Source organism: Mycolicibacterium sp. MU0050 (assembly GCF_963378085.1).
Lineage (GTDB): Bacteria > Actinomycetota > Actinomycetes > Mycobacteriales > Mycobacteriaceae > Mycobacterium > Mycobacterium wendilense.
On record NZ_OY726395.1, the window covers coordinates 2147259 to 2169244 of the forward strand.

The 21986-nt window shown below is 68.0% G+C and carries 23 protein-coding genes; 13 read left to right on the top strand and 10 right to left on the bottom strand.

The annotated features are described in order from the left end of the window. Positions 1-44: 44 nt before the first annotated feature. The 8 genes from metH to R2K23_RS10090 all read left to right on the top strand — a co-directional run bounded on the left by metH (position 45) and on the right by R2K23_RS10090 (position 9933). Positions 45-3767: a methionine synthase gene (gene metH, locus R2K23_RS10055; protein WP_316517188.1), complete on the top strand. Its 3723-nt coding sequence runs from the start codon at positions 45-47 to the stop codon at positions 3765-3767. 75 nt (positions 3768-3842) lie between these two features. Continuing rightward, positions 3843-4637: a hypothetical protein gene (locus tag R2K23_RS10060; RefSeq protein ID WP_316516379.1), complete on the top strand. Its 795-nt coding sequence runs from the start codon at positions 3843-3845 to the stop codon at positions 4635-4637. 57 nt (positions 4638-4694) lie between these two features. Then, complete coding sequence (locus tag R2K23_RS10065) at positions 4695-5375, top strand: HAD family hydrolase (RefSeq protein ID WP_316516380.1); 681 nt, start codon at positions 4695-4697, stop codon at positions 5373-5375. Positions 5376-5455: 80 nt separating this feature from the next. After that, the gene (locus R2K23_RS10070) at positions 5456-6886 is read left to right on the top strand and encodes a sugar porter family MFS transporter (RefSeq protein ID WP_316516381.1); all 1431 of its coding nucleotides are present in this window, start codon (positions 5456-5458) and stop codon (positions 6884-6886) included. 37 nt (positions 6887-6923) lie between these two features. Continuing rightward, a complete protein-coding gene (locus tag R2K23_RS10075) occupies positions 6924-7205 on the top strand; it encodes a phosphoribosyl-ATP diphosphatase (protein ID WP_316516382.1) in 282 nt (93 codons plus the stop codon). A gap of 5 nt (positions 7206-7210) precedes the next feature. Beyond that, a complete protein-coding gene (hisG, locus tag R2K23_RS10080; protein WP_316516383.1) occupies positions 7211-8056 on the top strand; it encodes an ATP phosphoribosyltransferase in 846 nt (281 codons plus the stop codon). Between the two features lie 18 nt (positions 8057-8074). Continuing rightward, positions 8075-8557, top strand: coding sequence for a DUF4126 family protein (locus tag R2K23_RS10085; protein ID WP_316516384.1), 483 nt, complete (start codon positions 8075-8077; stop codon positions 8555-8557). Further along, the gene (locus R2K23_RS10090; protein ID WP_316516385.1) at positions 8554-9933 is read left to right on the top strand and encodes an FAD-containing oxidoreductase; all 1380 of its coding nucleotides are present in this window, start codon (positions 8554-8556) and stop codon (positions 9931-9933) included. Before R2K23_RS10085 ends, R2K23_RS10090 begins: the two co-directional genes overlap by 4 nt. Position 9934: 1 nt before the next feature. Here the strand turns inward: R2K23_RS10090 and R2K23_RS10095 are convergent, their stop codons facing one another. Then, entirely contained in the window at positions 9935-10294 is a 360-nt protein-coding gene (locus R2K23_RS10095) for an Rv2640c family ArsR-like transcriptional regulator (RefSeq protein ID WP_316516386.1), read from the bottom strand. 99 nt (positions 10295-10393) lie between these two features. Here R2K23_RS10095 and R2K23_RS10100 point away from each other — a divergent pair, with 99 nt between their 5' ends. The 3 genes from R2K23_RS10100 to R2K23_RS10110 all read left to right on the top strand — a co-directional run bounded on the left by R2K23_RS10100 (position 10394) and on the right by R2K23_RS10110 (position 13012). Next, the gene (locus tag R2K23_RS10100; protein WP_316516387.1) at positions 10394-10858 is read left to right on the top strand and encodes an ArsI/CadI family heavy metal resistance metalloenzyme; all 465 of its coding nucleotides are present in this window, start codon (positions 10394-10396) and stop codon (positions 10856-10858) included. Between the two features lie 65 nt (positions 10859-10923). Further along, positions 10924-11940 carry an ACR3 family arsenite efflux transporter gene (arsB, locus tag R2K23_RS10105; RefSeq protein WP_316517190.1) on the top strand — a complete coding sequence of 339 codons (1017 nt, stop codon included), beginning with the start codon at positions 10924-10926 and terminating at the stop codon, positions 11938-11940. A 100-nt stretch (positions 11941-12040) separates the two neighbouring features. Then, the gene (locus R2K23_RS10110) at positions 12041-13012 is read left to right on the top strand and encodes an IS481 family transposase (RefSeq protein WP_316516388.1); all 972 of its coding nucleotides are present in this window, start codon (positions 12041-12043) and stop codon (positions 13010-13012) included. Between the two features lie 24 nt (positions 13013-13036). Here R2K23_RS10110 and R2K23_RS10115 read toward each other — a convergent pair whose 3' ends face one another. From R2K23_RS10115 to R2K23_RS10130, 4 genes are read right to left on the bottom strand one after another with little or no spacing between them, the layout of a single operon-like run. Then, positions 13037-13651 (bottom strand): cation efflux transmembrane domain-containing protein, encoded by a 615-nt coding sequence (locus R2K23_RS10115; protein WP_316517191.1) that lies wholly within the window; start codon positions 13649-13651, stop codon positions 13037-13039. Then, on the bottom strand, positions 13651-13989 hold the full coding sequence (locus R2K23_RS10120; RefSeq protein ID WP_316516389.1) for an ArsR/SmtB family transcription factor: 339 nt from the start codon (positions 13987-13989) through the stop codon (positions 13651-13653). The genes R2K23_RS10115 and R2K23_RS10120 overlap by 1 nt, the downstream gene beginning before the upstream one ends. Before the next feature lie 43 nt (positions 13990-14032). Further along, positions 14033-14821, bottom strand: a complete 789-nt coding sequence (locus tag R2K23_RS10125; RefSeq protein ID WP_316516390.1) for a thioesterase family protein — start codon at positions 14819-14821, stop codon at positions 14033-14035. Then, positions 14818-15630, bottom strand: a complete 813-nt coding sequence (locus tag R2K23_RS10130; RefSeq protein ID WP_316516391.1) for a RecB family exonuclease — start codon at positions 15628-15630, stop codon at positions 14818-14820. Before R2K23_RS10130 ends, R2K23_RS10125 begins: the two co-directional genes overlap by 4 nt. Before the next feature lie 51 nt (positions 15631-15681). On the opposite strand from R2K23_RS10130, the gene R2K23_RS10135 reads away from it, so the two are divergent. Then, positions 15682-16518 carry a tRNA (adenine-N1)-methyltransferase gene (locus R2K23_RS10135; RefSeq protein ID WP_316516392.1) on the top strand — a complete coding sequence of 279 codons (837 nt, stop codon included), beginning with the start codon at positions 15682-15684 and terminating at the stop codon, positions 16516-16518. Between the two features lies 1 nt (position 16519). Here the strand turns inward: R2K23_RS10135 and R2K23_RS10140 are convergent, their stop codons facing one another. From R2K23_RS10140 to R2K23_RS10150, 3 genes are read right to left on the bottom strand one after another with little or no spacing between them, the layout of a single operon-like run. Beyond that, on the bottom strand, positions 16520-16813 hold the full coding sequence (locus R2K23_RS10140) for a DUF503 domain-containing protein (RefSeq protein ID WP_316516393.1): 294 nt from the start codon (positions 16811-16813) through the stop codon (positions 16520-16522). Between the two features lie 8 nt (positions 16814-16821). Next, positions 16822-17367 (bottom strand): lipoprotein LppK, encoded by a 546-nt coding sequence (lppK, locus tag R2K23_RS10145; protein WP_316516394.1) that lies wholly within the window; start codon positions 17365-17367, stop codon positions 16822-16824. 1 nt (position 17368) lies between these two features. After that, positions 17369-17866, bottom strand: coding sequence for an MTB12 family secreted protein (locus R2K23_RS10150; RefSeq protein WP_316517193.1), 498 nt, complete (start codon positions 17864-17866; stop codon positions 17369-17371). A 152-nt stretch (positions 17867-18018) separates the two neighbouring features. On the opposite strand from R2K23_RS10150, the gene arc reads away from it, so the two are divergent. Beyond that, positions 18019-19860, top strand: a complete 1842-nt coding sequence (arc, locus tag R2K23_RS10155) for a proteasome ATPase (RefSeq protein WP_316516395.1) — start codon at positions 18019-18021, stop codon at positions 19858-19860. On the opposite strand, the gene R2K23_RS10160 is transcribed toward arc, so the two are convergent. Continuing rightward, positions 19857-20804, bottom strand: coding sequence for a hypothetical protein (locus R2K23_RS10160; protein WP_316517194.1), 948 nt, complete (start codon positions 20802-20804; stop codon positions 19857-19859). The two genes, arc and R2K23_RS10160, sit on opposite strands and share 4 nt — an antisense overlap. A gap of 23 nt (positions 20805-20827) precedes the next feature. Further along, complete coding sequence (locus R2K23_RS10165) at positions 20828-21967, bottom strand: hypothetical protein (protein ID WP_316516396.1); 1140 nt, start codon at positions 21965-21967, stop codon at positions 20828-20830. Positions 21968-21986: the final 19 nt, after the last annotated feature.

Consider the following 21986-nt stretch of genomic DNA (forward strand, 5'->3'; position numbering starts at 1 on the left):
GCCGTGTGAACAATCCTGAGCAGCAGACATCGGAGTCCACCACGATGCAGCCGAATATTCGTCCTGACTGCACCGAGGAACTGACGTCGGCTCTGCAGCGCCGGATCATGGTGATCGACGGCGCGATGGGTACGGCGATCCAGCGCGACCGGCCGGACGAGGCCGGCTACCGCGGCGAGCGATTCAAGGACTGGCCGAGCGATCTGCAAGGCAACAACGACCTGCTCACCCTGACGCAGCCGCACATCATCGAGGCGATCCACCGCGAATATCTCGAGGCGGGCGCCGACATCCTGGAGACCAACACGTTCAACGCGAACGCGATCTCGCTCTCCGACTACGGCATGGCCGAGTTGAGCTACGAGCTGAACTACGCCGGCGCCGCCCTGGCCCGGGCGGTGTGCGACGAGTTCGGCACGCCGGAGCGGCCCCGCTACGTCGCCGGGGTGCTGGGACCCACCACCCGGACCGCGTCGATCTCGCCGGATGTCAACGATCCCGGTGCCCGCAACGTCAGCTACGACCAACTCGCCGCCGCCTACCTCGAAGCGGCCACCGGCCTGGTCGACGGCGGCGCCGACATCCTGCTCGTCGAGACCATCTTCGACACGCTCAACGCCAAGGCCGCGGTGTTCGCCATCGAGACGCTGTTCGAAGAGCGTGGCCGCCGCTGGCCGGTGATCATCTCCGGCACCATCACCGACGCATCCGGGCGCACCCTGTCCGGTCAGGTCACCGAGGCGTTCTGGAACTCGATTCGGCACGCCAAGCCGCTCGCGGTCGGCCTCAACTGCGCGCTGGGCGCGCCCGAGATGCGGCCCTACATCGCCGAAATCTCGCGCATCGCCGACACGTTCGTGTCCTGCTACCCGAACGCCGGGCTGCCCAACGCCTTTGCCGAGTACGACGAGACCCCCGAGCGTCAGGCGGGTTACCTCGCCGACTTCGTCGAGGCCGGGTTCGTCAACCTGGTGGGCGGGTGCTGCGGAACGACGCCGGCGCACATCGCCGAGATCGCCAAGGTCGTCGAGGGCAAGGCGCCGCGGCAGGTGCCCGAAATCCCGGTGGCGACCCGGCTTTCGGGCCTGGAGCCGCTCAACATCGACGACGACTCGCTGTTCGTCAACATCGGCGAGCGCACGAACATCACCGGCTCGGCCCGGTTCCGCAACCTGATCAAGGCCGAGGACTACGACACCGCGCTGTCGGTCGCCCTGCAACAGGTCGAGGTCGGTGCCCAGGTCATCGACATCAACATGGACGAGGGCATGATCGACGGCGTCGCCGCGATGGACCGGTTCACCAAGCTGATCGCCTCGGAGCCCGACATCAGCCGGGTCCCGGTGATGATCGACTCCTCCAAATGGGAGGTCATCGAGGCGGGCCTGAAGAACGTGCAGGGCAAGCCGATCGTCAACTCGATCTCCATGAAGGAGGGCGAGGAGAAGTTCATCCACGACGCGCGGCTGTGCCGCAAGTACGGCGCCGCCGTCGTCGTGATGGCCTTCGACGAGGAGGGCCAGGCCGACAATCTGGAGCGCCGCAAACAGATCTGCGGGCGCGCCTATCGGATCCTGACCGAACAGGTCGGCTTCCCGGCCGAGGACATCATCTTCGACCCGAACTGCTTCGCGCTGGCCACCGGGATCGAGGAGCACGCCACCTACGGGATCGACTTCATCGAGGCCTGCGCCTGGATCAAGGAGAACCTGCCGGGGGTGCACCTCTCCGGCGGCATCTCGAACGTGTCGTTCTCGTTCCGCGGCAACAACCCGGTCCGCGAGGCGATCCACGCGGTGTTCCTGTACCACGCCATCAAGGCCGGGCTGAGTATGGGCATCGTCAACGCGGGTGCGTTGGTGCCCTACGACTCGATCGATCCCGAGTTGCGCGAGCGCATCGAGGACGTCGTGCTCAACCGGCGGGAGGACGCGGCCGAACGGCTGTTGGAGATCGCCGAGCGCTTCAACAGCAAGGAGAAGGGCGAAGACCCCGCCGCCGCCGAGTGGCGGTCCCTGCCGGTCCGCGAGCGCATCACGCACGCGCTGGTCAAGGGCATCGACGCGCACGCCGAACCCGACACCGAGGAACTGCGCGCCGAGATCGCGGCCGCCGGCGGTCGCCCGATCGAGGTGATCGAGGGACCGCTGATGGACGGCATGAACGTCGTCGGGGACCTCTTCGGGGCGGGCAAGATGTTCCTGCCCCAGGTGGTGAAGTCGGCCCGGGTGATGAAAAAGGCCGTCGCGTACCTGTTGCCGTTCATCGAGGCGGAGAAGGAAGAGTCCGGCGTCACGGGCAAGGACACCAACGGCACGATCGTGATGGCGACGGTGAAGGGCGACGTCCATGACATCGGGAAGAACATCGTCGGGGTTGTCTTGCAGTGCAACAACTTCGAGGTGATCGACCTCGGTGTGATGGTGCCGGCACAGAAGATCCTGGACGCGGCCAAGGAGCACGACGCCGACATCATCGGGCTGTCCGGGCTGATCACGCCGTCGTTGGACGAGATGAGTAACTTCGCCGTCGAGATGGAACGCGCGGGATTGGAGATCCCGCTGCTCATCGGCGGCGCGACCACCTCGCGCGCCCACACGGCCGTGAAGATCTCGCCGCGCCGCAGCGGACCGGTGGTCTGGGTCAAGGACGCGTCCCGCTCGGTGCCGGTGGCGGCCGCGCTGCTCGACGACAAGCAGCGGCCGGCCCTGCTGGAGGCCACCGAGAAGGATTACGCCTCGCTGCGGGAACGGCATGCGCAGAAGAACGAGCGGCCGATGCTCACGTTGGAGAAGGCCCGCGCGAACCGGACCCCGATCGAGTGGGCGGGCTACACCCCGCCCGTGCCCGCGCAGGGGACGGGAGTGCGGGAGTTCCTCGACTACGACCTCGCCGAGCTTCGCGAGTACATCGACTGGCAGCCGTTCTTCAACGCCTGGGAGATGAAGGGGCGGTTCCCCGACATCCTCAACAACCCGGCCACCGGCGAGGCGGCCCGCAAGCTCTACGACGACGCCCAGGCGATGCTCGACACCCTGATCAAGGAGAAGTGGCTGACCGCCAACGGGGTGATCGGTTTCTTCCCCGCGAACGCCGTCGGCGACGACGTCGAGATCTACACCGACGAGACCCGCACCCAGGTGCTGACCACCCTGCGCAACCTGCGCCAGCAGGGCGAGCACCGGGAGGGGATCCCGAACCGGTCGCTGGGCGACTTCATCGCCCCCAAGGACACCGGTCTGGCCGACCACGTCGGCGCGTTCGCGGTCACCGCGGGGCTGGGCAGCCAGGACAAGATCATGGAGTTCAAGGCGGACCTCGACGACTACAGCGCGATCCTGCTGGAGTCGATCGCCGACCGGCTGGCGGAGGCATTCGCCGAACGGATGCATCAGCGGGTCCGCAAGGAATTCTGGGGATACCAGCCCGACGAGCAACTCGACAACGACGACCTCATCGGCGAGAAGTACGTCGGAATCCGGCCCGCACCCGGGTATCCGGCCTGCCCGGAGCACACCGAGAAGACCACGTTGTTCGAGTTGCTCGACGTCACCAAGCGGACCGGCATCGAGTTGACGGAGTCGATGGCGATGTGGCCGGGCGCCGCCGTCAGCGGCTGGTATTACGCGCACCCGCAGTCGCAGTACTTCGTGGTCGGCCGGCTGGCCCAGGATCAGGTCGCCGACTACGCCAAGCGCAAGGGCTGGACCCTGGCCGAGGCCGAGCGCTGGCTCGCGCCCAACCTCGGCTACAACCCGGAGGACTGACCGCCGAGGTCCAGGGTCTGAACCGGCTGTGGATGGGCGTCGGCGCCCGCCGGGCGACCGATGCAGAATGCAGGCATGTCCGAGAACGCGCTGGACGTCCTTTACGCGGCCCGGCCGGAACACTTCGTCGCGCTGCGGAACGAACTCGCGGCCGCCGCGAAGGAGCGTGGTGACCGGGACCTGGCCACGCTGATCCGCGCTGCTCGCAAACCCACCATCGCGGCCTGGGTGGTCAATGTGCTGGTCCACAACAATCCCGACGCCCGCCGTGCCCTCGCCGATCTCGGTGTTCGGCTGCGCGCGGCGCACGCCGCCATGGACGGGGCGGCCATCCGGCGGCTGTCGGTCGAGCAGCGCGGGCTCGTCGGCGAGTTCGCCCGGGCCGCCTTCGATACCGCGGAGCTGCCGCGACCGTCGGAGGGACTGCTCGACGACGTGACCGGCACGCTGCACGCCGCGATCGCCGACCCGGATCTCGTCACCCAGCTGGGGCGGCTGAGCAAGGCGCAGCGCTGGTCGGGTTTCGGTGAGTTCTTGGTGGGCGACGCAGCAGAAGACGCTGCGGAAACTGAAGGCGCTACCCCAGATCCGACACCGCCGGCCACGCCGGATCCCTGCCTGGAGGCCAAGATCGCGCTCGCCGACGCCAAACGCGTCCACGAAAAGGCCCAGCAGGCGGCGTCTCATCTCAGCTACGAGCGCATGGAAGCCGAGCACTACCTCGACGCATTGCGTAAGCAGCTGCCCATCGCCGAGGCGGAACTCGCCGCCATCACCAGCCGCCACGGCGAGGCGAAGCAACGCCGTGACGAGGCCGCCCAACGGGTGAAGGACCTCAAGGCTCGGGTGCGGGAACTGTCGAGACAATGATCGCACCGCCACCGCCAGGATTTCGGCTTGGCAACCTTCGATGACACAATCGGGGCCATGCGTGCGGTGCTCTGGGACATGGACGGCACGCTCGTCGACTCCGAAAAGCTTTGGGATCAGGCCCTGCACGAGTTGTATCGGCGCCATGATCGGGAGTTGACCCCGCAGGTTCGCAACTCGACGGTGGGGGGCTCCAGCGATTCCGTCCTCACGATCGTCTACGCGGATCTCGGGTTGGACCCCGAGCCCGCGCATGTGGCCGCGACGGCGGACTGGATGCACGACTACGTCGGCGAGCTCTTCGAGGCGGGGCTGCCGTGGTGCGACGGGGCCCGCGAGATGCTCGACGGGTTGGCCGCCGCCGAGGTCCCGATGGCGCTGGTCACCAACACCCGCCGTGACCTCACCGAGAAGGCGCTCAACAGCATTGGGCGACACTATTTTTCGGTGTCGGTGTGCGGCGACGAGGTGCCCACAGGCAAACCGGCGCCGGACCCGTATCTGCGCGCGGCGGACCTGCTGGGCCTCGACCCGGCCCACTGCCTGGCCATCGAGGACTCGGTGACCGGCACCGAGGCCGCCGAGGACGCCGGGTGCCCGGTGATCGTCGTGCCCAACGAGGTGGAGGTGCCGGCCAGCCCCCGTCGGCGCCACGTCGCTTCGCTGCGTGGGCTCTCCGTCGCGGATCTGCGCGCGGTGCATGCCGATCTGGACCGGCACGCCCGTAAGGCCGGCTGACCGACTGGCCTCGTTTTCCCGCCCGGAGTGCTTAAATGTGAGGTTCATCACGCATTTGGCGTCGGCGGAAAGGGCCTCGGATGTCCCAGGGCGCGATCGGTGAGGAGCAGTTCTCCAGCGGGCAGAGCGCCCTTCGCATAGCGTCGGTGGCCGCGTTGGGTGGTCTGCTGTTCGGCTACGACAGCGCGGTCATCAACGGCGCCGTCGACGCCCTGCAGAAGCATTTCGACATCGGCAACGCCTCACTGGGTTTCGCGGTCGCCTCGGCGCTGCTCGGTGCCGCGGTCGGAGCCATGACCGCGGGGCGGCTGGCCGACCGGATCGGCCGCCTGGCGGTGATGAAGATCGCCGCGGTGCTGTTTCTGCTCAGCGCCATCGGCACCGGCCTGGCGACCGGCGTCTGGATGGTGGTGTTGTTCCGGATCGTCGGCGGCATCGGCGTCGGCGTGGCGTCGGTGATCGCGCCCGCCTACATCGCCGAGGTGTCGCCGCCCCACATCCGCGGTCGCCTCGGATCGCTGCAGCAACTGGCCATCGTCTCCGGCATCTTCTTGTCGCTGGCGGTCGACTGGTTGCTCGCGCACCTGGCCGGGGGATCGGGCGAGGAACTGTGGCTGGGCATGGAGGCCTGGCGGTGGATGTTCCTGATGATGGCCGTGCCGGCGGTGATCTACGGCGCGCTGGCCTACACCATCCCGGAGTCGCCCCGCTATCTGGTTGCCACCCACCGGATTCCGGAGGCGCGGCGAGTACTCACCCGGTTGTTGGGCACCAAGAACCTGGAGATCACCATCAATCGGATCCAGGAAACGCTGGAGCGGGAGGACAAGCCCTCGTGGCGCGATCTGCGCAAGCCGACCGGCGGCCTGTACGGCATCGTGTGGGTGGGCCTCGGGTTGTCGATGTTCCAGCAGTTCGTGGGCATCAACGTGATCTTCTACTACTCGAACGTGCTGTGGCAGGCGGTCGGATTCGACGAGAGTTCGTCGTTCACCATCACGGTCATCACCTCGGTGGTCAACATCTTGACCACCCTGATCGCCATCGCCCTGATCGACAAGATCGGCCGCCGGCCGCTGCTGCTGATCGGCTCGTCGGGCATGGCGGTCACGCTGGCCACCATGGCGGTCATCTTCGCCAGCGCCCCGGTGGTCGACGGGCAACCCCGGCTCGAAGGCGCCGCCGGACCGATCGCGCTGGTCGCGGCGAACCTGTTCGTGGTGGCCTTCGGAATGTCATGGGGGCCGGTGGTCTGGGTGCTGCTCGGGGAGATGTTCCCGAACCGCATCCGGGCCGCGGCCCTGGGCCTGGCCGCCGCCGGGCAGTGGACGGCCAACTGGCTGATCACCGTGACGTTCCCGGAACTGCGTAACTTCCTGGGCGGGGCCTACGGCTTCTACGCCCTGTGCGCGGTGCTGTCCTTCGTGTTCGTCTGGCGTTTCGTCCGGGAGACCAAGGGTGTGTCGCTGGAGGACATGCATTCCGAACTGCTGCGCGAGGGCCGGACCTGACCGGCGTGCGATCACGTGACGGTCGCGCCACCACGGCATGAAAGAATCAGTGCCCGTGAAGACGTTCGAGGAGCTGTTTGCCGAGCTGGGCGAACGTGCGCGCACCCGACCGACCGGTAGTTCCACCGTCGCCGCGCTGGACGCGGGGGTGCACACCATCGGCAAGAAGATCCTCGAGGAGGCCGGCGAGGTCTGGTTGGCCGCCGAGCACGAGTCCGACGACGCGTTGGCCGAGGAGATCAGCCAGCTGTTCTATTGGGCGCAGGTGTTGATGCTGGCGCGCGGCCTGACCCTCGACGACGTGTACCGGAAGCTGTGACTGCCATGCTGCGAGTAGCCGTACCCAACAAGGGGGCCCTGAGCGAATCGGCCGCCGAGATCCTGGCGGAGGCGGGCTACCGCCGTCGCACCGACCCCAAGGATCTGACGGTCATCGACCCCGCCAACAACGTCGAGTTCTTCTTCCTGCGTCCCAAGGACATCGCCATCTACGTGGCCTCCGGTCAGCTCGATCTGGGCATCACCGGTCGCGACCTGGCCGCCGAGTCCGGGGCGCCCACCGTGGAGCGCCTGGCGCTGGGCTTCGGGTATTCGACGTTCCGCTACGCCGCTCCGGCGGGGCAGGACTGGTCGGTGGCCGACCTGGCGGGCAAGCGGATCGCCACGGCGTACCCGAATCTGGTGCGGCAGAACCTCGCCGACAACGGGATCGAGGCGACCGTCATCCGCCTCGACGGCGCGGTCGAGATCTCGATCCAGCTGGGCGTCGCCGACGCCATCGCCGACGTCGTCGGGTCCGGCCGCACGCTGCGGCAGCACGATCTGGTGGCCTTCGGCGATCCGCTGTGCGATTCGGAGGCGGTGCTGATCGAGGCGGCCGACCGGCCCGCCGACCGCGCGCGCGATCAGCTCACCAAGCGGGTGCAGGGCGTGGTGTTGGGCCAGCAGTACCTGATGCTCGACTACGACTGCCCGCGTGCCGTGTTGGACCGGGCCGCCGCGGTCACCCCCGGTCTCGAGTCGCCGACCATCGCCCCGCTGGCGGACCCGGATTGGGTGGCGGTGCGCGCCCTGGTCCCGCGCAAGTCCGTCAACACGATCATGGACGAGCTCGCCGCCATCGGCGCCAAGGCGATCTTGGCGTCCGACATCAGGTTCTGCCGCATCTGAACGTGTTAGCGTCCGTCTGTGACGACGCACGTTCTGGTTCTGCTCCTGGCTGTGCTGATCGGCGCGGTCGCCGGGCTCCGCGCTTTCACCGCGCCCGCGGTGTTGGCCTGGGCGGCGGTCCTGCAGTGGATCAACCTCGACGGCACCTGGGCGTCGTGGATGGGGAACTGGTTCGTGGTCGCGCTGCTGACCGTCCTGGCCGTCGCCGAGCTGATTTCCGATCAGCTGCCCAAGACCCCCAACCGCACCGCGGCGGCGCCGTTCGCGGCGCGTCTGGTCACCGGCGCGCTGGCGGGCGCGGTGTTGGGCACGGCGTGGGGGTACACCTTCGGCGGATTGGGCGCCGGGATGATCGGCGCGGTGCTGGGCACCCTCGGCGGCTTTCAGTTGCGCCGCAAGCTGTCTGACCGGGTGGGCATCGATCTGCCGGTCGCGCTGACCGAGGATGCGGTCGCGGTGCTCGGTGGGGTCGCCATAGCGGCGCTCACGGCGGCGCTGTGACCGCGCGCTTCGACGCGATCGTCGTCGGAGCGGGACAGGCCGGGCCGCCGTTGGCCGGGCGGTTGACCGAGGCCGGGATGACGGTCGCGGTGGTCGAGCGGAAACTGGTCGGCGGGACCTGCGTGAACTACGGCTGCATTCCGACCAAGACCCTCGTCGCCAGCGCGCACGCGGCGCAATTGGCCCGGCGCGGCGCCGAATACGGCGTGACCACCGGGGATGTCGCCGTCGACATGGCCCGGGTGAAGGCGCGCAAGGACAAGATCATGCTCGAGGACCGGCACGGCCTGGAAACCTGGCTGGCCGGGATGCCCGGGTGCACCCTGCTGCGCGGTCACGCCAGGTTCACCGGGCCCAAGACCCTGCGGATCGACGGGGCCGACCCGGAGGTCATCGAGGCCGACCGGATCTTTCTCAACACCGGCGGCCGCGCGGTCGTGCCGCAGATCCCAGGGCTGGCCGACGTCGACTACCTGACCAATGTCGGGATCCTCGAACTCGACACCGTTCCCGCACATCTGGTGATCGTCGGCGGCAGCTACATCGCCCTGGAGTTCGCGCAGATGTATCGCCGCTTCGGTGCCGAGGTCACCGTGGTGGAGCGCGGCGGGCGCCTGACATCGCGCGAGGACGAGGATGTTTCCGCGACCATCACCGACATCCTCGAAGCCGAGGGCATCCGGGTGGTCCTCGACGCCACCGACATGCGGATCGGCAAGCACCCCAAGGGTTTCGAGTTGACCGCCGCGGCCGGCGCCGACCCGATCGTCGGCAGCCACCTGCTGGTGGCCACCGGCCGTCGGCCCAACACCGACGACCTCGGACTCGAGCACGCCGGCGTCGAGGTCGACGAGCGAGGATACGTCCGGGTCGACGATCAGCTGCGGACTACCGCCGAGGGAATCTGGGCGATGGGGGACTGCAACGGCAAGGGCGCCTTCACCCATACCTCCTACAACGACTTCGAGATCGTGGCGGCGAACCTGCTCGACGACGATCCGCGCCGGGTGTCCGACCGGATCACCACCTATGCGCTCTACATCGACCCGCCGCTGGGGCGGGCCGGGATGAGCATCGCTGAGGTGCGCCGGTCGGGTCGGCCGGCCCTGGTCGCGACCCGTCCGATGACCCGGGTGGGCCGCGCGGTGGAAAAGGGTGAGACCCAAGGGTTCATGCGGGTGATCGTCGACGCCGAGAGCGAACAGATCCTGGGTGCCGCGGTGCTCGGCGTCGGCGGCGACGAGGTCATCCACTCGATCCTGGACATCATGACGGCCAAGCTGCCGTACACGGCGATCTCGCGCACCATGCACATCCACCCGACGGTCAGCGAGTTGGTGCCCACCCTGTTGCAGGACCTGGCGCCGCTGCCCTGACTCAGGTGCAGCAGTCCGGGTCCAGCACGATGCACAGCGCCTGCAGCGCCTCGGGGCGTACCCGGTGAAAGACGTTCATCCCGCGGCGATCCGAGGTCACCAAGCCGGCCTTGCGCAACTGGCTCAGGTGGTGGCTGACGGTGGACTCGGTCAACTCCAGCTTCGCGGCAAGCTCACCGCTGTTCAGTTCCCCGGAGGCCGAGTTGAACAGCAGCGAGACGATCTTGACCCGGGCCGGGTCGGCGATCGCCTTCAGGCGGGTGGCGATCTGCAGTGCGTCGTCGTCGCTGAGCGGGCCGGCGGCGACCGGGGCGCAGCACACCGGCTCGGTGGTGTCGATCACGGGCAACGCCTTGGGCATGGAACAATCTTGCCAGGGATATTGACATATATCAAAGAGGAGAGGATTCTGGCGTTTGCCATAGTTCGATATATGTCGGAATCCCCAGAAGGGGGCATCATGTCCAGGATCCAACTCGCGCTCAACGTCGACGATCTCGACCAGGCCATCACGTTCTACACCAAGCTGTTCGACACCGCGCCGGCCAAGGTCAAGCCGGGGTATGCGAACTTCGCCGTCGCCGACCCGCCGCTCAAGCTCGTGCTGCTGGAGAACCCCGGCCGGGGCGGCACCCTCAATCACCTCGGGGTGGAGGTCGGCGACACCGAGCAGGTGCACGCCGAGATCGCCCGGCTCTCCGGGGAGGGCTTGTTCACCGACGAGGAGATCGGCACCACCTGTTGCTTCGCCACTCAGGACAAGGTCTGGGTGACCGGGCCGGCGGGGGAGAAGTGGGAGGTCTACACCGTGTTGGCCGATTCCGAGACCTTCGGCAGCAGCCCGCAGCATCTCGATCCCGAGGCCGGGGCCACCTGCTGCGGCACGCAGAACGACGCGGCCACGCCGGCGACCTCCTGCTGCTGAGGGTGACCGAGGTGGGCGACACCGCGAAGGGATTCGAAGCCGCACAACCGGCCGTGGTCGGCAGGATGTCGACTCTGGACCGGTTCCTGTCGGTGTGGATCGGCGCCGCCATGCTCGGCGGTTTACTGCTCGGCCGGTGGCTGCCCGGTTTGGGCGCCGGTCTGGAAAGCGTTCAGGTAGACGGCATTTCGCTGCCGATCGCAGTCGGGTTGCTGGTCATGATGTATCCGGTGCTGGCCAAGGTGCGCTACGACCGCCTGGATACCGTCACCGCCGATCGCAGGTTGTTGCTCTCCTCGCTGGTGCTGAATTGGGTGTTGGGCCCCGCGCTGATGTTCGCTCTGGCTTGGCTGATGCTGCCGGATCTGCCGGAGTGCCGGACCGGGCTGATCATCGTCGGATTGGCTCGCTGTATCGCCATGGTGATCATCTGGAACGACCTGGCGTGCGGCGACCGCGAAGCCGCCGCCGTGCTGGTGGCGCTCAACTCGGTCTTCCAGGTCGTCATGTTCGCCGTCCTGGGTTGGTTCTACCTGTGGGTGCTGCCCGGCTGGCTCGGGCTGGAACAGGCCGCCATCGATGCCTCGCCGTGGCAGATCGCCAAGTCCGTGCTGATCTTCCTCGGCATTCCGCTGGCCGCAGGGTACTTGTCTCGGCGGCTCGGTGAGCGGGCGAAGGGTCGGGACTGGTACGAGTCCACGTTCTTGCCGCGGATCGGCCCGTGGGCACTCTACGGCCTGCTGTTCACCGTGGTCATTCTGTTTGCGCTGCAAGGGGAACAGATCACCAGTCGCCCCGTCGACGTCGCCCGTATCGCGGTGCCGCTGCTTGCGTACTTCGCCATCATGTGGGGCGGCGGCTACCTGTTGGGCGCGGTGCTGGGGTTGGGGTATGAACGGACCACCACCCTGGCGTTCACCGCCGCGGGCAACAACTTCGAACTGGCCATCGCGGTGGCCATCGCCACCTACGGCGCAACCTCCGGGCAGGCGCTGGCCACCGTCGTCGGGCCGCTCATCGAAGTGCCGGTGCTGGTCGCCCTGATCTACGTCTCGCTGGCGTTGCGAAAGCGCTTCGGCTAGCTGTCGTGACCTGAGAGGTTGTTGACGGCGCGCCTGCTTGAAATGGGGAGGACCTCCTGACGGAGTGGATGTGTCTGGCATTCACCCGTAGGAGGTCCTCGTGTCTCACGCTAACGCCCGTACCAACCTGTTCGCACGTCGCTTGATCGTGGAGCGTGTCGCGGCCGGCTGGCCGCCCGCGCAGGTTGCTGAACAACTGGGAATTTCGCGGGCCACGGTCTACAAGTGGCTGCGCCGATACGCCGAAGGTGGTGACGCAGCCCTCGCTGACCGGTCCTCGCGTCCGCACCGGATGCCCCGGCGCACCAGCGACCGAGTCGAGAAGAAGGTGCTCGCCGCGCGGCGACGCCGCAAGCGTGGCGCAGTCATGCTGGCTGCTGAACTTGGGATGCACGCCTCGACGGTGGGACGGATCCTGGCGCGTCACCAGGTACCGCATTTGAGTGCAATCGACCCGATCACCGGTGAGCCGGTGCGCTCGTCGCGGCGCAGCCCCAACCGCTACGAGCACCGCACCCCAGGATCAATGGTCCACGTCGACGTCAAGAAGCTGGGCCGCATCCCCAAAGGCGGCGGGTGGCGCCTGCACGGCCGCGACGCCGCGGTGTCAGTGGCCAACCGGCACAAGAAGACCCGCATCGGCTACGACTACGTGCACACCGCCATCGACGACCACACCCGGCTGGCCTACAGCGAGGTACTCACCGACGAGAAAGACCTGACCTGCGCGGGATTCTTGCACCGAGCGTTGGAATGGTTCGCCAGCCACGGTGTGCGGGTGCGTCGGCTGCTGACCGACAACGCCATGGTCTACCGACACGGCACCAACTGGGGCTGGGTGTGCACGGCCTGGGGACTCAAACGCCGGTTCATCAAACCCGGCTGCCCCTGGACCAACGGCAAAGCCGAACGCTTCAACCGCACCCTGCTCAACGAATGGGCCCACGCCCGCCCCTGGACATCCAACAGCCTACGAAAACGAGGACTTGACCGATTCCTACACCGCTACAACACTCAACGAGGCCACTCCGCCCTCGGCGGACACCCACCCATCAGCCGACTCGCCGCCTGACAACAACGTGTCAGGTCACAACAGCTAGCAGCAGTGCCGGCCCCGCCAGGCCTCCCTGCCCTCTCGCACGGCGACCGCGGCAATCACCAACGCCGCCACGGGGTCGCTCCACCACCAGCCGAACAGGCTGTTGAGCACCAATCCGGCGAGCAGCACCGCCGACAGGTAGGTGCACAGCAGCGTCTGCTTCGAATCGGCGACCGCCGACCGCGAGCCGAGTTCCCGGCCGGCGCGGCGCTGCAGCCACGACAGCACCGGCATGATGACCAAACTCACGGCGGCCAGGGCGATGCCGATCGTCGAATGACGTGGGGGCTCGCCGGAGCCCAGCAGCGACCCCACCGCATCGACCGTGACGTAGGCGGCCAGGGCGAAGAACGCAAAGGCGATCACCCGCAGCGCCGTCTTCTCCCGGGACTCGGGGTCGCGACCGGCGAACTGCCACGCCACCGCGGCCGCCGACGAGACCTCGATCACCGAATCCAGGCCGAAGCCGATGAGCGCGGTCGAGGACACCCGCGCGCCCTCCGGGATCGCCACGGCGGCCTCGACGATGTTGTAGGTGATGGTGGCGGCGACGAACCAGCGGATCCGTCGGGTCAGGACCTGTCGTCGGGTCAGGGTCAACTCGGCGGCCATCAGCAGCAGCCGTCCCCGGTGCCGATCGCGCAGCAGCACTGTGGATCGACCGCCAGCACCAGCCCGACCAGGTCGTCGAGGGCCTTGGCGATCCGTGCGTCAGCCAGCTCATAGCGGGACCGCCGGCCCTCCGGGGCGGCCACCACCAGGCCGCAACCACGCAGGCACGCAAGGTGATTCGACACGATCTGACGCGTCACGCCGATCTCGTCGGCCAGATCCGACGGATAGCGCGGACCCGCGCGCAGTGACATCAGGATCTGCGCCCGGGTGGTGTCGGACAGGGCGTAACCGAACCGGGCCAGCGCATCCCGATGCATCAGCGGTACCGTCTGCATGGCCCGACAGTACATCAGATTCTGGATTCAGAAAATGATGGACTTAGCGGGGCTGCACCAACAGCGTCTGCGCCGAGGTTCCGATGAAGCCGGTCCGATCGAAGATCTCGGCGGTGGTGACGCCGATGCCGTCGGGTCCGATGGACCCGCGGGCCCGCAGCGCGAAGTCCGCGCCGGTGGGCAGCCGGTGCAGATGCACCGCGGTGTCGGTGTTCATGAAGATGAACTCCTCCGGGTTCAGCGCCGAGCCCACGCCGTTGGCCGAGTCCACCACCATGGCCAGCCGTTGCAGCGCGGTGGTGGGCTCGTCGTCCACCAGCGCGACCTTCGGCGTCAGCCAGAACACCCGGGCGCCGGCGTCGTCCTGCTGGCGCTCCCAGTCCACCGATTCCAGGTACCCGGGTGCGTCCCACCAGAACGGCGGCAGCGGCTCGGGATCCGTCGCCGCCAATGCGGGAAACCGGTCGCTCGCACCGGCGGTGGTGTCGCTGGTGGCCAGCGCCCACGTCGACACCCGGGCCACCGGACGGTCGGGGTCGGTCACCGGCGCCATTTCGGCGGTGGCCAAGGTGATTCGTTTGCCGGGCCGCGGCACGCTGACCCGGACCGCCAGCGGCACCACGGGAATCGCGCCCAGGATGTCGAGGACCAGCCGGCCGATTCGAAGCCCGGAGCCCTCGAGATGTTCCTCGATGGCTTTGGTCAACAGAGCCAGCGGGGGAGAGCCGTGCTGTATCTCGGGTGTCCAGTTGCTGCGGGTCAGGTCGGTCGATTCGTAGGTGTCCGACGAGATCCGGCGGTAATAGCTCGTGCTCGACTGCTCGCTGCTCATGCCGCCGTCGCCTCCGGCCAGCCCGGGTATGGCGGTGGGGTGCCGCCGAAGGCCGGACACAGCGCCTGATGACTGCACCAGTTGCACAACTTGGACGGCGTGGCGCGGAAATCCCCGGTGGCACCGGCGGTTTGGATCGCGCGCCACATGGCGATCAGGGTGCGCTCGAACCGCAGCAGCTCCTCGCGGTCGGGGGTGTAGTCCAACAGTTGCTCATCGGCGAGGTACACCAGCCGCAGCCGCGTCGGCAGCACACCGCGCGACCGCAGCAATGCCACGGCGTAGAACTTCATCTGGAACAACGCCTTGGCCTCGGCGAAGCCGCGTGCCTCCGGCGGCGCCTTGCCGGTCTTGTAGTCCACCACCCGAACCTCGCCGGTCGGGGCCACGTCGATGCGGTCGATGAAACCGCGCAGCAGGGTGCCGTCCTCGAGTTCCACCTCGACGCGCTGTTCGCAGGAATCCGGGTCGAACCGGGTGGGATCCTCCAGGCGGTAGTAGCCCGTCAGCAGTGCCTGGGCCTCGGCCAGCAACCGGTCGCGCTGCTCGGGCGGGAACGTCTCGGCGAACTCCGGCTCCTCGGCGGCCAGCAGTTCCCACGCCGGCTCCACCAGGGCCAGCGCGGTCTGCGGGTCGCGCTGCGGGGCCGGCAGGGCGTAGAGCTGTTCGAGCGCGGTGTGCACGACCGAACCTCGCGCCTGCGCGGCCGACGGCGGCTCCGGCAGCCGGTCGATGGCCCGGAATCGGTACAGCAGCGGGCACTGCTTGAAGTCCGCTGCCCGCGACGGTGACAGAGCGGGACGGTGCATACCCAGCAGCCTATGCAGAGGCACCGACAAGACATGGCAGGCTGATGTCCTGTGTCTGACGCAACCGGTCCCTTCCGCGTGGGTGACCGCGTGCAACTCACCGACGCCAAGGGGCGGCACTACACGATGGTGCTGACAGAGGGTGGGGAGTTCCACACGCACCGCGGCGCGATCCCCTACGACGCCGTGATCGGCCTGCCCGAGGGCTCGGTGGTGAAATCGACCAACGGGGACCCGTTCCTGGTGTTGCGACCGCTGCTCATCGACTACGTGCTGTCGATGCCGCGCGGCGCGCAGGTGATCTATCCCAAGGACGCCGCCCAGATCGTGCACGAGGGCGACATCTTCCCGGGCGCGACGGTGCTCGAGGCCGGCGCCGGTTCGGGCGCGCTGACCTGTTCGTTGCTGCGCGCCGTGGGGCCGACGGGACGGGTGATCTCCTATGAGGTGCGCGCCGACCACGCCGAACACGCGGTGCGCAACGTCGAGACGTTCTTCGGAGAGCGCCCGGGCAACTGGGACCTGCGGATCGCCGACCTCGTGGAGTATCCCGCGGACGGCGCCCAGGCCGACCGCGTGGTGCTCGACATGCTGGCGCCCTGGGATGTGCTCGACACCGTGGCTCGCGCGCTGGTCCCCGGCGGCGTGCTCATCGTCTACGTCGCTACCGTCACCCAGCTCTCGAAGGTGGTCGAGGCGCTGCGGGCCCAACAGTGCTGGACCGAACCCCGGTCCTGGGAGACGCTGCAACGCGGTTGGGACGTCGTCGGGTTGGCGGTGCGCCCGCAACACAACATGCGCGGGCATACGGCGTTCCTGGTCTCGGCCCGGCGGTTGGCGCCCGGGACCGTCACCCCGACCCCGCTGCGGCGCAAGCGTCAGGTCTGATTCAGTCGTCGCTGCGGGCCAGGCCCCGGCGCACCGAGAGCAGTTCGATCTCGGGGCGGGCGGCCACCAGCCGCTCGGCGGCATCGAGGACCTCGACCACGTGGGCACGATCCCCGGCCACCAGCGACACCCCGAGGCCGGCCCGGCGCAGCAGTTCGGCCGAACCCGTCTCGGCCGCCGAGACGGCGAATCGGCGGCGCAACTCGGCGACGATGGGCCGGACCATCGACCGTTTCTCTTTCAGCGAACGCACGTCGCCCAGTAGCACGTCGAACTCGAGCCATCCGATCCACACGGCGGCACTCAGCGCGGCGGTTCCGGCGCCGCGGGGGCGGGGGCCTGGGGCACGGCGTCGCCGCCGAAAGCCAGCAGCAATTCGGCGGTCTCGCGGGTCAGCTGCCAGCCGCCGTCGGTGGGCTGGAACTCCATCGGGAAGGTCAGGGGCCCGGACTCGGGCTTGGCGGGCGCCGCGGTGACGGTGGCCCACACGTTGCCCGGCTCGGCTTCCGACCAGGACAGTTCGGTGGCCGTGAACGTCAGCGGCAGCAGGTGGTTGTCGGCCAGCGCCTTGGTGAAGCTGTCCAGGACGGCCGCCTGTTCGGCGGTGGCGCCCTCGACGAGCGCCAGCTTGGCTTCGCCGGGCACGGCGGGATCGGCCAGCCGGCCCAGTACGTCGGTCAACGCGGCCGGGTCGGGCAGCGGTGCGGCCGCGGGCGCGGGGGCCGCCGAGGTCGTCGGCGTCACCGGGGCCGGCCGCTCGACGCGGCCGTCCTGCGAGCACCCCGACAGCCCGAACGCCGCCACGAATATCGTGGCGGCGCTCAGGACTGACGAAATGCGGTGGGTCAACTCACCCGGCGAACATGGACAGCACCTGCGAGGCCGAGCCGCGCGAGAGCTTCCAACCGCCCTGGTCGACGAACGTGATGTTCTGCGTGGTCGGCGCCATGCCCGGGCCGGAGGCCGTGACGTTGGCAGTCGCCGCGCCCGGTCCGGCCGGGGCGATGTCGGCGATCGAGAAGGACAGCGGCAGCAGGCCCTTCGCCACCGCGTTCTTCATCAGGCGATCCGCGGTCTTGCCCTCGATGATGCCGATGCCACCCTCGACCAGGTATCCCTTGCTGCCGAACGGCACGCCCGGATTGGCCAGGCCGTTGAGCACGCCGTACAGCGCGTCGGCAGTCGGCACGGCAGCCACCGGATTCTGCGGCATCGGCGTTCCGAACACGGCGAGCTGTGCCTGCGGCGCGGGCGCGCTGGCTGCAATCGAAGTCACACCCGCGGCAGCGGCACCGGCAATCACAGCGGCGCCGGCGATGGCTGCCACGCCTGTGGCTAGGTATTTCATGGTCAAGGCTTCCTTCCGTTCAGCCGACTCAATCAGCAGAGGCTAACAGTGGCGCTGGTGTGTCGAATTGCTACACCGCACACAATGGCTGAATCGCCGGTAGCGTTGAAGTTGTTACTGCACCAACTTTCGGTGCGGGAGAGGAGCGCAACATGAGTGAGTCGGAGCGTTCAGAAGCGTACTCGGACGGTTTCGGCACCGCGATGTCCAGCGAAGACGCCGCCGAGCTCGAGCAGTTGCGGCGCGAAGCCGCGGCGCTGCGAGAGCAGTTGGCGGAGGCCGCGGGCAGTGCCGGAAGTGCCCGCAGCGCGCGTGATGTCCATCAGCTCGAGGCCAGGATCGACTCGCTCGCCGCGCGCAACGCGAAATTGATGGAAACTCTTAAAGAAGCCCGTCAGCAACTCCTCGCCCTGCGCGAAGAGGTCGACCGGCTGGGCCAGCCGCCCAGCGGTTACGGCGTGGTGCTCGACGTCGCCGACGACGACACCGTCGACGTGTTCACCTCGGGTCGCAAGATGCGGTTGACCGTCTCGCCCAATATCGATGTCAACACCCTGAAGAAGGGGCAGACCGTCCGTCTCAACGAGGCGTTGACGGTGGTCGAGGCGGGCAGTTTCGAATCGGTCGGCGAGATCAGCTCGCTGCGCGAGATCCTCGCCGACGGCAAGCGCGCGCTGGTGGTCGGGCACGCCGACGAGGAGCGCATCGTCTGGCTGGCCGAGCCGTTGATCGCGGCCAACGACCTGCCGGCCGAGGTCGCCGAGTCGCTGTCGGAGGCCGAGCTGGAGTTGCGGCCCCGCAAGCTGCGTCCCGGTGACTCGCTGCTGGTGGACACCAAGGCCGGCTACGCCTTCGAGCGGATCCCCAAGGCCGAGGTCGAGGATCTGGTGCTCGAGGAGGTGCCCGACGTCAGCTACCACGACATCGGCGGCCTGACCCGGCAGATCGAGCAGATCCGCGACGCCGTGGAGCTGCCGTTCCTGCACAAGGACCTCTACCGCGAGTACGCCTTGCGGCCGCCCAAGGGGGTCCTGCTCTACGGTCCGCCCGGCTGCGGCAAGACGCTCATCGCCAAGGCGGTGGCAAACTCGCTGGCCAAGAAGATGGCCGAGTTGCGCGGCGAGGAGTCCCGGGAAGCCAAGTCGTACTTCCTCAACATCAAGGGCCCCGAGCTGCTCAACAAGTTCGTCGGTGAGACCGAGCGGCACATCCGGCTGATCTTCCAGCGGGCCCGTGAGAAGGCCTCCGAGGGCACCCCGGTGATCGTGTTCTTCGACGAGATGGATTCGATCTTCCGCACCCGCGGCACCGGCGTGAGCTCGGACGTGGAGACGACGGTGGTCCCGCAGCTGCTCAGCGAGATCGACGGCGTGGAGGGCCTGGAGAACGTCATCGTCATCGGCGCGTCCAACCGCGAGGACATGATCGACCCGGCGATCCTGCGCCCCGGCCGCCTGGACGTCAAGATCAAGATCGAGCGCCCGGACGCCGAGTCGGCGCAGGACATCTTCAGTAAGTACCTCACCGAGGACCTGCCGATCAACGACGACGACCTGGCCGAGTTCAACGGCGACCGCAGCCTGACCATCAAGGCGATGATCGAGAAGGTCGTCGACCGGATGTACGCCGAGATCGACGACAACAGGTTCCTGGAGGTCACCTACGCCAACGGGGACAAGGAAGTCATGTACTTCAAGGACTTCAACTCCGGGGCGATGATCCAGAACGTCGTGGACCGGGCGAAGAAGAACGCGATCAAGTCGGTGCTGGAAACCGGGCAGAAGGGCCTGCGGATTCAGCACCTGCTGGACTCGATCGTCGACGAATTCGCCGAGAACGAAGACCTGCCCAACACCACCAATCCCGATGACTGGGCCCGCATCTCGGGCAAGAAGGGCGAGCGGATCGTGTACATCCGCACGTTGGTGACCGGCAAGAGTTCCAGCGCCAGCCGCGCCATCGACACCGAGAGCAACCTGGGGCAGTACCTCTAGACCCGCTCCATCTCGAGGTAGGCGTCGCGGCCGGCCAGGCTGACCGCGACGTCGGCGATGAGCGGTTCGAAGAAGCGCTGCCGGTACAACGGGTCGACGCTGGTACTCACGGTGAAGTACAGCCCCGAGAGCACCGCGACGAACAGCGACGTGTGTACCACCGTCTGCGGGATGGGCACGGCGATGCCGAACCACGTGCCCGCACACGGTGGTTCACCGACCGCACAGGTCTGCTCGGCGGACCACAGCACGGTGACGTCGTCCGGGATGGCGATGATGCCCAGGGCCAGGAAGAACAACAACAGCCCGGCGGTGAACAGCACCACCTGGATGGCCTGGGCCACCACCATGACCGCCACGACGTTGATCTGTTCGGCCGGCGACAGCGGTGTGCGGGACGGGCGGCCGGCAACGGCCAGCGGCGTGCCGCGCAACAGTTCCACCGGGTCCGAGGGGCCCGCGCGGTCCTCACGCAGCGCCTGTACCTCGTCGCGAATGGTGGCGACCATGAACAGCACGGCGACCGCGGCCAGGAATCCGATTGTCTGCCAGAGCCGTTCGCGGCTCATCCGGGCGGCCAGCTGCCACAGCTCGCCGGTGAAGTAGACCACCACGGTCAACATCAGCAGCGGCAGCGCACGACTCATCAGGGTGCCCAACGCGCCCAGCTGCACCCAGGCGAATCTGAAGGCCCACAGCAGAATCGAGCCGAAACCCAGATACGTCAGCCACACCGCCAGCAGGGACACCAGCAGGAACGTCGACGCGGTACCCAGCGCCGCCCGGGACCAGCCGTCGGCGATGACCGGCAGGACCACCACGAAGAGCGCCCCCAGGGCCGCGACCATCGGCGCCGACCTCGCGATCAGTGCGCGCGAGCGCACCCGTCGGGTCAGTACCAGAGGCAATCCGCGATGCAGGAACCATTCGTGTACCGCCCGCATCTGTGACACGCGGTAATTGTGCGTCAGTTCCGGGCCGTATAGGTGCGGTAACGGTCGCGCGCCACCAGAGTTTGTCGGACGCCGTCGAGCAGCGGGTCGAGGAACTGGCCGCGATACTCGGCGTCGCTGACCGCGCGGGCCGCCAGATACATGAACGTCAGGGCGGTCAGGAACATCGTGATCTGAATCAGCGCCTCCGGCACCGGCAGGGTCATGCCGAGGAACTGGCCGTCCGACGGGCCGCCGCCGGTCCACGCCGCCAACAGTTCCGGGCTGATCAGGATCAGGCCGAAGACGCAGAAGATCAACCCGGTGGCGATGGCGACGGTGAGCACCTGCACCACCTGGGACAGCGCGACCACGTAGACCACGTTGAAGCGTTCCGGCCGCGACAGCGGCACCCGGCGGGGACGGTCCGGAAGGCGCTCGAACGGGGTGCCCGCCAACGCGTTTGCGTCCTCGGGGCGCTTGGCGTCGGGCTCCAGGATGGGCCGGACCCGGCTCAGGGTGTTCGACACCAGGAAGACCGCCGCGATGGTGAACAGGAACAGCAGCGCCAGCCAGAGTCGGGCGCGGCTGATGGTCGAGACCATGGTCCACACCGGCGAGTTGAAGAACACCAACACCGTCAGCAGCATCACCGGCAGCGCGCGCAGCATCAGCGCACCGATCGAGGCCAGGTTGGTCAGCGTCATCCGGGCGGCCCAGCCCAGGATGGCTCCCAGTCCCGTTGCGGTGCACAGCAATATCACCGCGATGACCACGGCGTCGAATGCCAGGTCGACGAATATCAGCGCGCTCGGTCCGCCCAGCAGCGCGCCGAGTATCGCCACCGCCACCGCCACGGTCGAGGCGGCGCGGCGCCGCCCGGTGGATTCGATGCGGTTGGTCAGCCAGCCGGCCGCCGCGGCCACGGGCAGCACCAGGACGACGACGAAAAGGACGAACCATTCGGTGCGCGTCGGGGAACCGTCGATGTCGATGGTGTGTTTGCCGGTCACCGCGACCACGAGAATCGACGACGCCATGACGACGGCGAACGCGACGAGCGCGGGCGCCGACCGCGACCACACCCGCCGCACCAGCGTGCCCGGCCGCAGCACATACGGCAGACCGTTGCGCAGAAACCAGTGCTCGGCCGCAGCCGCGGAATCGGTGGTCATCTCGGACCCAACTCCACCA

What these genes read in the sequence shown, in the direction of transcription:
- R2K23_RS10120 (WP_316516389.1), bottom strand. Translation starts at nt 13,989, where the DNA reads ATGCAGACGGTACCGCTGATGCATCGGGATGCGCTGGCCCGGTTCGGT.
- R2K23_RS10100 (WP_316516387.1), top strand. Translation starts at nt 10,394, where the DNA reads ATGTCCAGGATCCAACTCGCGCTCAACGTCGACGATCTCGACCAGGCC.
- R2K23_RS10075 (WP_316516382.1), top strand. Translation starts at nt 6,924, where the DNA reads ATGAAAGAATCAGTGCCCGTGAAGACGTTCGAGGAGCTGTTTGCCGAG.
- R2K23_RS10165 (WP_316516396.1), bottom strand. Translation starts at nt 21,967, where the DNA reads ATGACCACCGATTCCGCGGCTGCGGCCGAGCACTGGTTTCTGCGCAAC.
- R2K23_RS10095 (WP_316516386.1), bottom strand. Translation starts at nt 10,294, where the DNA reads ATGCCCAAGGCGTTGCCCGTGATCGACACCACCGAGCCGGTGTGCTGC.
- hisG (WP_316516383.1), top strand. Translation starts at nt 7,211, where the DNA reads ATGCTGCGAGTAGCCGTACCCAACAAGGGGGCCCTGAGCGAATCGGCC.
- R2K23_RS10150 (WP_316517193.1), bottom strand. Translation starts at nt 17,866, where the DNA reads ATGAAATACCTAGCCACAGGCGTGGCAGCCATCGCCGGCGCCGCTGTG.
- R2K23_RS10125 (WP_316516390.1), bottom strand. Translation starts at nt 14,821, where the DNA reads ATGAGCAGCGAGCAGTCGAGCACGAGCTATTACCGCCGGATCTCGTCG.
- metH (WP_316517188.1), top strand. Translation starts at nt 45, where the DNA reads ATGCAGCCGAATATTCGTCCTGACTGCACCGAGGAACTGACGTCGGCT.
- arsB (WP_316517190.1), top strand. Translation starts at nt 10,924, where the DNA reads ATGTCGACTCTGGACCGGTTCCTGTCGGTGTGGATCGGCGCCGCCATG.
- R2K23_RS10065 (WP_316516380.1), top strand. Translation starts at nt 4,695, where the DNA reads ATGCGTGCGGTGCTCTGGGACATGGACGGCACGCTCGTCGACTCCGAA.
- R2K23_RS10160 (WP_316517194.1), bottom strand. Translation starts at nt 20,804, where the DNA reads ATGCGGGCGGTACACGAATGGTTCCTGCATCGCGGATTGCCTCTGGTA.
- R2K23_RS10130 (WP_316516391.1), bottom strand. Translation starts at nt 15,630, where the DNA reads ATGCACCGTCCCGCTCTGTCACCGTCGCGGGCAGCGGACTTCAAGCAG.
- R2K23_RS10070 (WP_316516381.1), top strand. Translation starts at nt 5,456, where the DNA reads ATGTCCCAGGGCGCGATCGGTGAGGAGCAGTTCTCCAGCGGGCAGAGC.
- R2K23_RS10060 (WP_316516379.1), top strand. Translation starts at nt 3,843, where the DNA reads ATGTCCGAGAACGCGCTGGACGTCCTTTACGCGGCCCGGCCGGAACAC.
- arc (WP_316516395.1), top strand. Translation starts at nt 18,019, where the DNA reads ATGAGTGAGTCGGAGCGTTCAGAAGCGTACTCGGACGGTTTCGGCACC.
- R2K23_RS10115 (WP_316517191.1), bottom strand. Translation starts at nt 13,651, where the DNA reads ATGGCCGCCGAGTTGACCCTGACCCGACGACAGGTCCTGACCCGACGG.